This is a genomic window from Massilia yuzhufengensis (assembly GCF_900112225.1).
In the GTDB taxonomy this organism is placed as follows: domain Bacteria; phylum Pseudomonadota; class Gammaproteobacteria; order Burkholderiales; family Burkholderiaceae_D; genus Telluria; species Telluria yuzhufengensis.
This window is the reverse complement of the sequence record NZ_FOLD01000026.1, coordinates 73,980-85,338: the sequence shown is the minus strand read 5'-3', so window position 1 is coordinate 85,338 and position 11,359 is coordinate 73,980. Positions and strand designations below refer to the sequence as shown.

Annotated in this window: 9 protein-coding genes and 1 riboswitch; of the genes, 2 read left to right on the top strand and 7 right to left on the bottom strand. The window is 68.6% G+C overall.

The window, feature by feature from the left end:
• The 3 genes from BM031_RS19145 to BM031_RS19135 form a co-directional block, all read right to left on the bottom strand.
• Nucleotides 1-188, bottom strand: a 188-nt coding sequence (locus BM031_RS19145; RefSeq protein WP_177207819.1) for a DUF4372 domain-containing protein, incomplete at its 3' end; no start/stop codon positions are given.
• A gap of 168 nt (nt 189-356) precedes the next feature.
• A complete protein-coding gene (locus BM031_RS19140) occupies nt 357-1,244 on the bottom strand; it encodes a cobalamin-binding protein (protein ID WP_091876152.1) in 888 nt (295 codons plus the stop codon).
• Complete coding sequence (locus tag BM031_RS19135) at nt 1,244-3,226, bottom strand: TonB-dependent receptor family protein (protein WP_091876151.1); 1,983 nt, start codon at nt 3,224-3,226, stop codon at nt 1,244-1,246. Before BM031_RS19135 ends, BM031_RS19140 begins: the two co-directional genes overlap by 1 nt.
• A 70-nt stretch (nt 3,227-3,296) precedes the next feature.
• Nucleotides 3,297-3,542: riboswitch (cobalamin riboswitch) on the bottom strand.
• A 156-nt stretch (nt 3,543-3,698) separates the two neighbouring features.
• On the opposite strand from BM031_RS19135, the gene BM031_RS19130 reads away from it, so the two are divergent.
• Both BM031_RS19130 and BM031_RS19125 read left to right on the top strand, forming a co-directional pair.
• Complete coding sequence (locus BM031_RS19130; protein WP_091876156.1) at nt 3,699-5,870, top strand: M1 family metallopeptidase; 2,172 nt, start codon at nt 3,699-3,701, stop codon at nt 5,868-5,870.
• The gene (locus BM031_RS19125) at nt 5,867-6,787 is read left to right on the top strand and encodes a hypothetical protein (protein ID WP_091876150.1); all 921 of its coding nucleotides are present in this window, start codon (nt 5,867-5,869) and stop codon (nt 6,785-6,787) included. Before BM031_RS19130 ends, BM031_RS19125 begins: the two co-directional genes overlap by 4 nt.
• A gap of 32 nt (nt 6,788-6,819) precedes the next feature.
• Here the strand turns inward: BM031_RS19125 and ylqF are convergent, their stop codons facing one another.
• The 4 genes from ylqF to BM031_RS19105 form a co-directional block, all read right to left on the bottom strand.
• Nucleotides 6,820-7,740: a ribosome biogenesis GTPase YlqF gene (ylqF, locus tag BM031_RS19120; RefSeq protein ID WP_229409041.1), complete on the bottom strand. Its 921-nt coding sequence runs from the start codon at nt 7,738-7,740 to the stop codon at nt 6,820-6,822.
• Between the two features lie 308 nt (nt 7,741-8,048).
• Nucleotides 8,049-9,287 (bottom strand): choice-of-anchor X domain-containing protein, encoded by a 1,239-nt coding sequence (locus tag BM031_RS19115; protein WP_177207818.1) that lies wholly within the window; start codon nt 9,285-9,287, stop codon nt 8,049-8,051.
• Nucleotides 9,277-10,152 (bottom strand): hypothetical protein, encoded by an 876-nt coding sequence (locus BM031_RS19110; RefSeq protein WP_091876148.1) that lies wholly within the window; start codon nt 10,150-10,152, stop codon nt 9,277-9,279. Before BM031_RS19110 ends, BM031_RS19115 begins: the two co-directional genes overlap by 11 nt.
• 298 nt (nt 10,153-10,450) lie before the next feature.
• Nucleotides 10,451-11,332, bottom strand: coding sequence for a hypothetical protein (locus BM031_RS19105; protein ID WP_229409038.1), 882 nt, complete (start codon nt 11,330-11,332; stop codon nt 10,451-10,453).
• Between the last annotated feature and the right edge of the window lie 27 nt (nt 11,333-11,359).

Sequence of the window (11,359 nt, the reverse complement as noted above, 5' to 3'; positions counted from 1 at the left end):
CCGAGATGGTAGTGATGCGATGCGTGCGCATTGAAGCCAGTTTCGAGGGCGCGCAAACTCGGCGCTCCGCTGGCCTGCGCATACACCATCGCCGTCATGTGATTCCAAGGCTTGAAGTGCTTGGTATATTTGGCGGCATTGTGGCGGGCGACTGCCTGATCGAAGGCAGCGCGGGGCAGCCCCTTCATTAATTCTTGAAATGTCGTTATGCTGTACATGGTTGCAGGTTTGGTTTTTAAGTCGGCAAACCGAGGTTAACCCTCGTAAACCAATGCCTGCAACCCCTCCTTGCTAAGTCAAGCAAATTATTCCGGACAGCAGTGGGCGCAGGCCGGGATCCAATTTTTCAACCGGAGTCACTTCGGCCGACGTTGCCGCACTGCTTCCAGCGCCTCGCACAACAAGCCCGCCCCCTCCACCGTCCTCGGCCCCGGCCGTGTCAGCAACTCCCCATCCACCGTCACCAGGTTCCCGCGCTTGACCGCCGTCATGCTTTTATACGGCGCCCACACCTTCAGCCCCGGGTTGGCCGGGTCATACCGTTTTCCCGCCAACACCGCCTCCGGATCGGCCGCCAGCACCGCCTCGGTACTCACTTGCGGCGCCACCACCTTCAGCCCGCCGAACACATTGCGCCCGCCGCAGACCCGGATCGCGTCGCTGGCGATCTGCGCATCGTTGAGCGTGTACAGCGGCTGGTCCCAGATCTGGTAGAACACCGTCACCGGCGAGCGCTTGCCATAACGCGCCTCCAGCCCCGCGAGCTTGGTGCGCAGCGCGCCGGCCGCCGGCCCCGCCACCTCGCCTGTGCCCAGCAGCTGCCCCAGCCGTTCGATGTTGTCCGCCACCTGCCCCAGGCGGCGCGGCTCGCTGTGGAACACCGGCACGCCCAGGCTTTCGACCTGCGCGATCTGGCGCGCCGTATTCCCGGTATGCCAGACCACGATCAGGTCGGGTTTCAGGGCCAGCACCCGCTCCATGTCGATCTGGCTGTTGCTGCCCACCAGCGGGATGGCCTTGGCCGCTTCCGGGTAGTCGCTGTAGTTCATCGCGCCGACCACGCGCGCGCCGCCGCCGGCCGCGAACAGCAGCTCGGTCGCATGCGGCGCCATCGAGATGATGCGCTTGGCCGGTTGTTGCAAAGTGACCTGGCGGCCGGCATCGTCGACCACCGTCACCGCTGCGCCGGCGCCCGCTGCCGTGACCAGCAGCAGCGCGGCAAGCCAGGATGCCGGCGCGCGCATCAGAAGTCGACCCGCAGCGACAGCTTCAGCTGGCGGCCGTCGCTCGGGTAGATGCCCGAGCGGCAGCCGAAGGCGTTGCTGTAGTACTGGCGGTCGGCCAGGTTGAGGGCGGTGACCGCCGCTTCCCAGGCGCCCACGCGGTAGGCGTAGCGCGCGTCGACCGTGGTGTACGATGGAATGCGCACGCCGCAGCTGTTGGTGAAGTCGTTGCCGACGCGCTGGCGGTCGACCCACTGGGCGCCGACGTCGGCGTTGTGGCTCCCGGCCGTCCATGCCAGGCGGGTGGTGACGACGTTCTTCGGCACCAGCACCATCTCGCGGCCGGCGTTGGGGCCGCCGCTGAATTCGGCGTCCACCTTTTGCCACTGGCCGGTGAGGCGCCAGGCCTGGCCGAAGGCGAGCTGGCCTTCGATCTCGAGGCCCTGGCGGCGGGTCGGGTCGAGGTTGGTGTTGGCGCCCCAGCCGATGGTCGGGTCGTAGAAGATCTCGTTCTCCAGGCGGTGGCGGAACACCCGTGCGCTGAGCTGGCGCGCCGGGCCGCCGGCGGTCACGCCCAGCTCCAGGTCGCGCGAGGTTTGCGGCGCCAGGACTTCCGGCCCCGAACGCAGGCTGTTCTCGTCCACATTCGCGATGCGGTAGCTGCGGCCGGCCTTGGCGAACACGGTCAGCTGCGGCAGCACATCGATGCTGCCTTCCAGCGACCACGCGTTGATCGACTGCTCGCGGTGCTCGCCTGCGACCGGCGGGAAGGCCAGCGGGTCCGAATAATCCTTCTTGAACTTCTCGTGGCGGCCGCCCACGGCCAGGCGCGCATTGTGCGGCGCATTCCACAGCAGCTCGTTGCGCAGGTAGAAGGCGCTGGACTCCTGTTCGGCGTCGCCCAGCGAAAAGTCGGACGTGGTCTCGCGCGTCCAGCGCACCAGGTCCACGCCGGCCACCAGCTCGTTGCGCTGGCCGCCCAGCAGCGCCGTATGGCGCACGCGCGGCGAGAACTGGGTCTGGCTGGCGTCGTAGCTGGAGCGCGACGCGACCTTGGCGCCGTTACTCATATAAAAATAGTTGGCCTGCACCTCGCGTTCGCGCCGCGACAGCTCGGCCGCCAGTTCGACATTGCCGATGCGGTGTTCGACAAAGGCGCTGGCGCGGTCGGTGTCGAGCGTGCCGAAATCGTCGAGCGTCAGGCTCTGGCGCGGGTTGTCCAGGAACTGCGCTTCGGTCAGCGAACCGGGGAAGCGCGCATCCTGCTGCGAGCGCTCGAAGCGCAGGCCGGCGCGGCCGGCGCCGTAAGTGTATTGCAGGCCGGCGCTGGCGGTCTTCTGTTTGAATTCGCTGTTGGCGCGGTAGTTGTCGGTGCCGCGGTTGGCCACGGCGGCGTCGAACGACCATGGGCCGGCGCCATGCACCAGCGAGGCGCGCAGGTCGTGGGCATCGAAGCGGCCGCCTTCGGCGAACAGCGAACCATGGGTGCCGCCCTGCGCCGCGCGGCGCGTGATGATGTTGATCACGCCGCCGGTCGCGCCTTCGCCATACAGCACGCTGCTGCCGCCACGCTGGATCTCGATGCGCTCCACCGTATCGACCGGGATGCTCGACAGGACGGCGTTGGCCAGTTCGTTCTCGTTCAGGCGCACGCCGTCCACCAGGATCACCAGGTTCTGCGCGCTGTTGGATCCGAAGCCGCGCAGGTCGAGCGCGAAATCGGGCGAGGCGTCCAGGCTCTGGCGGCCGTAGACGCCGGCCACCTTGCGGATCGCCGCATTGACGTCGGTGGCGCCGGCGCGGCGAATATCCTCGGCCGTGATGACGGTGGCGCCGATCGGCGCGCTGGCCGCCTGCGCCGGGAAGCGCGCGCCGGTGATGACGATCGAGGGAAGGCTGTCCTGCGCGGCGGCATTGGCGGCAAGGATGGACAGGGACAGGGCGCATGCGAGCGCGAGCGGCTTGAAGGCCGGCGCGCTGCACGGAAGGGCAGCAAGATTCATGTTGGATGTTCTCGGTAATAGCACCGGCCTGCGTCCCCGCAGTCCAGCGTCAACGGAAGCCGCCACGCGGGCGCTTCCACCTGTCCTGGCCGGTATCCGGGCTGGCAAGACTGACGGCCCCACCTTCCTGCGCAGCAAAGCACAGTGGTTGTCGGGGCAGCCTGCCGCCACCAGGTAAGACCTGGGTGGCGGCGCTTGTTTGACCGTTGCGGGGGCAGCACACCTCGGCAGCAGCGCGCAGCGCTGTGGCCTCGTGTTTCCCGTTTAACTGCGCACGCAGATCGCGCGCGCGGGCACCAGAACGGGGCGATTATAACCTGCGGCGCTGTCACCACCTTTCGTCGCTATTTTTTGGCGCCTGTCGCAAAGGCTTGCCGTTCAATTAATGTTGTGGATATAGTCGCGTTCATCAAACAACAACAAGCAACATCACCAGGGAGTCCTTATGCAGACTGAATGGACGCGCAAAGGCATGTGCGCAGCCCTCCTCGCCGCAGCGCTGGCCACCGGCGCCTGGCTGGCCCAGGCCGACGCGCCGGCGCCGGCCGCCACACCCGCGCTCGACGGCATCGCGCTGGCCGCGCCTGACGCCGCCGCGGTCACGGTGCCGAGCGCGCCCGGCGCCTGGGGCGGCATCCGCGGCGGCGAGCACCCGACCCTGTCGGAGCGCGTGGCCAGCTACCGCATCGAGGCCACGCTCGACCCGGTCAAGCACGTGGTCACGGGCAGCCAGCAGCTCACCTGGCGCAACCGTAGCGCGGTGCCGGTGCGCAGCGTCTACGTGCACCTCTACATGAACGCCTTCGAGGGCGCCGGCAGCACCTTCTATACCGAACAGCGCCAGCGCGGCGAGGCTTTTCGCTCCGGTGTCGCCACCGGCGACGGCGACTGGGGCCACATCGCGCTGCGCAGCGTGAAGCAAGGCGGCGCGGCGGTGCCGTGGCGCTTCGTCCAGCCCGACAACGGGCCTGCGACCGACCACACGGTGGCGCGCTTGGACCTGCCGGAGGCGGTAGCGCCGGGCGCCACCACCACCCTCGACATGGCGTTTACCACCCAGCTGCCGCGCGTGAGCGCGCGCACCGGCCATTTCGGCAGCTTCCATTTGGTGGCGCAGTGGTTCCCCAAGATCGCGGTGCTCGAACTGCCGGGCGAACGCGGCGCCACCGCGCCGCGCTGGAACGCGCACGAATTCCACATGGAATCCGAGTTCTACGCCGACTTCGGCAGCTACGACGTGCGCCTGACGGTCCCGAAGGGCTACACGGTCGGCGCCACCGGCGAGCTGCAGGGCGCCCCGGTCGAGAACAAGGGCATGCTCACCCACCGCTACGTGCAGCACGACGTGCACGATTTCGCCTGGACCGCCGACAAGCGCAGCGCAGCGCCGCTGGTGGAAACCTGGACCGGCCCGGGCAGCCCCACGGTCACGGTGCAGGTGCTGTATCCGCCCGAGTACGAGGCCAGCGCCAAGCCGGCGATGAAGGCGGCCAAGGATGCGCTGGCCTGGTTCTCGCGCACGCTCGGGCCCTACCCTTACCGCACGCTCACGGTCGTGATCCCGCCCTTCAATGCGCAGGAAGCGGGCGGCATGGAGTACCCGACCTTCATCACCGCCTCAGGCTATGCCGAGGTGCCGAAGAAATCGCTGGCCGAATATGAACTCGACGGCGTGACCATCCACGAGTTCGGCCACGGCTACTTCTACGGCATCCTGGCCAACAACGAGTTCGAGGAACCGATGCTGGACGAAGGCCTGAACGAATACTGGGACACCCGCATGCTGCGCGAGCGCGGCCAGGGCGTGCACCCGGCGCCGAAGTTCCTGCAGGCGATCGGCTTTGCGCCGGCGTTCGAGGCCTTCGACACCCTGCGCCTGGCCTCGCCGCGCGACCGGCCGGCCGATGCGCCGGGCCAGAACGCCTGGAACCGGCTGCAGGGCATCAGCCCGGTCTACACCCGCAGCGCCACCGTCATGCGCGACCTCGAGGAGCGCATCGGCCGCGACGCGATGGAGCGCGGCTTCAAGGAATACTACCGCCGCTGGAAGTTCCGCCACCCGAGCATCGCCGACTTCCGAGAAGCGCTGGCCGACGGCAGCGGCGCCCGGGCGGCGGTGGAAGATGTCTTCGCCAGGCAGGTATATGCGGTCTCGCGGGTGGACGACCGCGTGTCCGAAGTGTCGAGCGAGGAAGTGCTGCCGCTGCCGGGCACCCGGCTCGAAAGCGGCAAGCGCGTGAGCGAAACCCAGGACGCGGTCGACCAGCGCATCGACACGCTGCGTGCACAGTGGCGCAAGGCCCATCCGGACGCGAAGAAAGGCACCGGCCCCTTCCCCTTCCGCACCGAAGTGACGGTGCGGCGCGAAGGCGCCAGCGTGCCGCAGCTGCTGGTGGTCCGGTTCGCGGACGGCAGCAGCGAGACGGTGGCGTGGAATGCGGATGAAAAATGGCGCCGCTTCAGCTGGGTCAAGCCGGCGCGCGCCGTGTCGGCCGAACTGGACCCGCGCCGCAGCCACTACCTCGACGTGAACAAGCTCGACGACAGCCGCAACATGGCGCCCAACCGCAGCGCTTCGACCCGCTGGGGCAGCGACGCGGCGGCCTTCTTCCAACTCATCCTGTCCCTGATCGCCACCGTATGACGACCCTGACTTCCACCATTGCAGCGCCCGCCGCCCGCCACGCCGCCACGCCACCGGTTCGCAGCAGCCTGCTGCACGCGCTGCGTCCCGCCCTGCAGTGGCGCCTGATGCTGCTCTGGCTGCTGGCCCTGCTGCTGCCGGCGCTGGTCGCGGCGCTGCCGTTCTGGCGCATGTTCGCGGCCGCCTTTGACCGCACCGTCAACGCCAGCGCCTATGCCCGGCGCCTCGACCTGGTCGCCATCACCGACGTCATGGGGCTGCACACCCAGCATGCGGCGGCGCTGGCCGGCGGCGGCATCGTCGCATTGGCGATGACGCTGCTGCTCTCGCCCCTGCTCACGGGCGCCGCCATCAGCGCCGCGCGCGCGCCGTCGCAGCTCGGCTTCGCAGCGCTGGTCGCGGGCGGCGTGCATGAATATGGCCGCCTGCTGCGCATGTTGCTGTGGGCGGTCGTGCCCTTCGGCGTGGCCCTCTTCCTGGGCGCCATCGCCACCGACGCGGCCGACCAGCATGCGGCGGCGGCCGTGCTGGAATCGTCGGCCTCGCATGCGTCCTGGGGAGCGATGGCCGTCGCCGGCCTGCTGCTGCTGCTGGCCCACGCCACGCTCGACGCGGGACGCGCCGTGCTGGCGCTCGACCGCCGCCGCACCTCGGCGGTGCTGGCCTGGCGCGACGGCCTGGGGCTCCTGGTTCGCAGGCCGCTGGCGACGCTTGGCATGTATGGCGGCATCAGCGTCATTGGCCTGGGCCTGGCGGGCGCGCTGGCGGTGGCGCGCCTGAACCTGCCGGCACTGGGCGCAGGCAGCTTCCTCGGCGGGCTGCTGCTGGCCCAGTTGGCGGTCCTGGCCCTGGCCTGGATGCGCTGCGCGCGCCTGTTCGGGATGATGGAAGTGGCGCGCGGCATGCGCCCGCGCTAATGTCGCCGGTCGGCCTGCGGTAGCCGAACGCCTCAGCTACCGCGCTTGCCGCGCGCCGCTTCTTCGGCCTTCGCTGCCGCCTTCTCGTCGGCGATACGCTGCTTCTCCGCCATCTCGGCCGCATGTTTGGCCAGCGCCGCCGCACGCGATTCCGGCGTCTCGAGGCTGATCCGTCCCAGCGCGCCGGTGCGGTAATCCTGCAGCAGCACGTGCGCGGCCTTTTCGTAATCGAACTCGCCGCCGCGTACGCGGAAGCCGCGGCGCTGGGCCACCTGCTCGATCACGTCGACCGCGTCCAACCCCTCGGTCTGGAAACCGTAGCGGGTGGTGAGCAGGTGCGGGTAGCGCTCGAGCATGAACTGGCCGAGGAATTCCGCCACTTCGGTTTCGATCAGCGCATTGGTGCCCACGGCGTGGCTGGCCGCCAGCATCAGGCCGTCGCTGGCCATGGCGATCTTCGGCCACAGCATGCCGGGGGTGTCGACCAGCACGATGTGCTTGCCGAGGTAGAGCTTCTGCTGGACCTTGGTCACGGCCGGCTCGTCGCCTACCTTGGCCACGCGCTTTTTCAGCAGCGCGTTCATCAGCGTCGATTTGCCGACGTTCGGGATCCCCATGATCATGATGCGCAGCGGCTTGGTCGGCACGCCGCGGTGCGGCGCCAGCGACTGGCAGATGTCCGTAATGCGGGCGACGTCGGACGGCTTCTTGGTCGTCATCGGGTAGGCGGTCACGCCTTCCTGCTGCTCGTAGAAGGCTTTCCAGGCGGCGGTCGCCACCGGGTCGGCCAGGTCGACCTTGTTCAGGATTTTCAGGCTGGGGCGCTGGCGGAACTTGCGCAGCTGGTCAACCAGCGGGTTGCAGCTCGCCTCGGGCAGGCGGGCGTCGAGGACTTCGATCACCAGGTCGGTGTTCTCCATCTGCTCGGCGGCTTCCTTCTTGGCCGCATTCATGTGCCCCGGGAACCATTGTATCGACATGCTGTGCTTTCGTATTCTTCAATCAAGGCGCTATTTTACGCTGCTGCTGCGGCATCCAAGCAACAGAGCCGCCCTTCCCGCTAGTCTGTTGATCTGCTGCAACGCATTTGCCGATGGACGGTCCACACTGGACCTTTCGGCCGCCGGGCCGGTCGACTCCGGAGAACCGCCATGCATCACCTGCCCAAGAAAACGCTGCCGCGCTGGATCACCTTCGGCATGCTGTGCGCCGTCGTCGGCGCCGCCTGCCTGGTGGATCGCTTCCCGCTGCTGGCCTGAGCTTAGGGCCTGGGCGCGACCCGCGGCGCCGGGCAGGCGCCAGGGGGCAGCGGCCCGGCCGGATCGAAGGCGGCCAGCTGTGCGCGCGCCGCGTCGCGGTCCCTGGCGTACTCGGTGAGGTAGCGCGTCCTTTCCTCGCTGTCCCATTCGGCATCGGAGATGCCTTTCATGCCCTGGGTGCGGCTGGCAAAGACCTTGCCTTCCAGGCGCGGCATCAGGAGGCGGTCGGGGTCGACGTTCTCGCGCAGCAGGTAGCCGTCGACGTCGCGCAGCACCAGCGGCAAGGCTGGCGCCCCATCGGTCATCAGCTTGCCGAACACCGTCAGCTTCACTTCGCGCGACCCAACCCCGAGCTCATCGTTGAACGTGGCCAGCGCAAACGGCTTGCCGCGCGCGTCGTCGACCCGGCCGCTGACCACGTAGCGGCCCGGCTGGCGCACCTCGGCGCGCAGGTAGAAGTGGAGCGAACCGTTCTCCACTGCCTCCCGCACCTGGCCGGTCCAGGCGGCCGGCAGCACCGGCGTGTAGATCACGTCGAACAAGGCAAACCCGTTGCGCCCCGCCGCCGTGTAGCGCACTTCGGTGCGGATGGTGCCGTGGAAGCCGGCCAGGCCGGTCTGGTTCGGGGCGAGCACGCCGGCAAAGGCGCCGTCGCCGGCCACCGGGTCGGCGCCGCCGCCATCGTCGGCGAACGGCAGCGCCACCTGCGCGGTCGGGCGGCTGGCGCCATAGGTCATGCCTTGCGCCACCGCGCGGGTGATCACCAGCGGCACCGTGTCGCCTTGCGCGTTCACGGCGCGCAGCGAAAACGCGGCCGCTTCGCCGGCGGCCAGGTAGACCCGCGATTGCGAGGTCTGCAGCAGCACGGCGGTGTTGGCGCCGCCCCCCTCGACCCGCATCGGGTTCATCTCGGTGACCGGCTGGTTGGGGTGCAGCTGGTCCGGGTTCTGGGCCGCCGGGCGCGACTCCATCGGGTACCTGCTGCCCTCGCGGTAGCTGCAATAGGTATGCTCGGTGAGCTGGACGTTCTCGAGCAGCTGGCGGCGGCGTTCGGCGCGGCCGTCGGGCACGCCCAGGGCGCCGTTGGAGGCCACCTGGCCGAAGAATTGCGGGCCGGACGGCGGCGGCGCGGCAGCGGCCGGGGTGGCCAGCTTCGCGTCGCCGCGCCCGAGCCACAGCGCGAGCGCGGCGACGATCGCCACGCCCGCCCCGGCCAGGCCAAGCAAAGGCCTAGAGCGCACTGTTCACCACGGCGCTGCGTACGACGCCCACGATCCCTCCCCAGTTGCCGCCCGCGTAGTGGTTGTAGGCTTCGCCGTCATCGCGGAAGCTCACCGAGTGGTAGCCCCACTTGGCGCTGCCGCCCTCGTTGGCGGCGGTGCCCAGGGACAGGTCGTTGCAGAACCAGTCGCTCGGGTTGCAGTAGGAGCCGCCCCCACTGCCAGCCACCCCGCCGGTGCTGTGGTAGGCCACGGCTTCGTCGTCCTGGCCGGGCAGGATGCCCGAGTAGGCGGTGCCCTTGGCGCCCGCGTACATGTAGAACCAGACGTTGCGTGTGGTGTTGTGGTTGTACATGGCGCGCGCGGTCGTGGTCTTGAGGTCCTGCACCAGCGGTTCGGACGTGGTCCAGGAGCCGACGTCGGACAATTCGGAGCCGCCGCCCGCGCCGGACGCGGCGCGCACCCACTTGATGTTCCAGCCGGTCTGCGAACTGCCGTCGCTGTTGCCGCATACGCCGCCTGAAGCCGGGCTGGCGTTCTTCTTGAGGCGCGCCGAGCCGCCGTAGTTGGCCAGCGTGTAGCCCATCATGAGGTCGCCGGCGCTGTGGGTGACGATGTAGCACCAGTTGCTGCCGGTGCAGAAGCAGTCGAGCGCGTCGCGCACCTTGCCGCTCTGCGAGGCGATGCTGCTGCGGCCGTCCCAGTTGACGGCTTTCTTGTTGACGCCCGCCGCGGTGGAGGCCGGGCCCCAGTAGGTAAAGTCGTTGTAGTTGCCGATCGCCCCGCCACCGGTCCGGCCATTGACCCAGAGCGTGTAGTTGGCGGCGGCCGCCCAGCTTGACACCAATAACAGGCACAGCGCACACAGAATGCGGATTTGTCTCACTGTCTTCTCCTTGTTGGTTGTGCAGCCGTATTTACGGCTGAGCTCGACAGTACGCCTGACATACAGACGTGTCAAACGGCACAATTGGGAGTGTTGTGAGGGTGGTATACCTGCGTACCGGGGGCATGGTGGGCGCTCCGAAAACGCGGATGAATTGGGTTCCCGCCTGCGCGGGAACGACGTTCAAGAGCAGCAGGTCATCGTCGTCGCACACCGGCCCATGAACCCCAAGACCGTCGTACCTGCCACTGGCAGCTACGACCTCGGGCGCAGGCCGGAGCCCAAGTTACCCGCCCCCCTACTGCGCACTCCCCACCACCGCATTGCGCACCACCCCCACGATGCCTTCCCAGTTGCCGCGGCCGTAGTGGTCGTAGTCTTCGCCGTCGTCGCGGAAGGCCACCGAGTGGTAGCTCCACTTGGCGCTGCCGCCCTGGTTGTTGGCGGTGCCCAGCGCCAGGTCGTTGCAGAACCAGTCGCCGGGATTGCACAGCGACCTGCCGCCGCTGCCGGCCACGCCGCCGGCGCTGTGGTAGGCGACGACTTCGTCGTCCTGGCCCGGCAGCACGAAGGAGTAGGCGGTGCCCCGGGCGCCGGCGTACATGTAGAACCAGATGTTGCGGGTGGCGTTGTGGTTGTACATGGCGCGCGCGGTGCTGGTCTTCAGGTCTTGCACCAGCGGCTCGGACGTGGTCCAGGCGCCGATGTCCGACAGTTCGGTGCCGCCGGCCGCGCCGGCCGCGGCGCGCACCCACTTGATGTTCCAGCCGGCCTGCGTGCCGCCGCTGTTGCCGCAGACGCCGGCCGCATTGGCGCTGGCGTTCTTCTTCATGCGCACGGTGCCGCCGTAGACGGCGAGGTTGTAGCCGATCATGGGGTCGCCCGCGCTGTAGGTGACGATGTAGCACCAGTTGTTTCCGGTGCAGAAGCAGTCGAGGGCGTTGCGGATCTTGCCGCTTTGCGCGGCGATGCTGCTGCGCCCGTCCCAGTTGACGGCCTTCTTGTTGACCCCGGCCGGGGTCGAGGCCGGGCCCCAGTAGCCGAAGTCGTTGTAGTTGCCGACCGTGCCATTGGCGCCGCTGCCGGCGCGGCCGTTGATCCAGAGCGTGTAGTTGGCGGCGGCGGCCATGCTGGAAGCGAGGAGCAGGCACAGCGCACAGAGGATGCGGATGGGGCTCACGTTTCTCTCCTGGTGATGGGTCGTGGA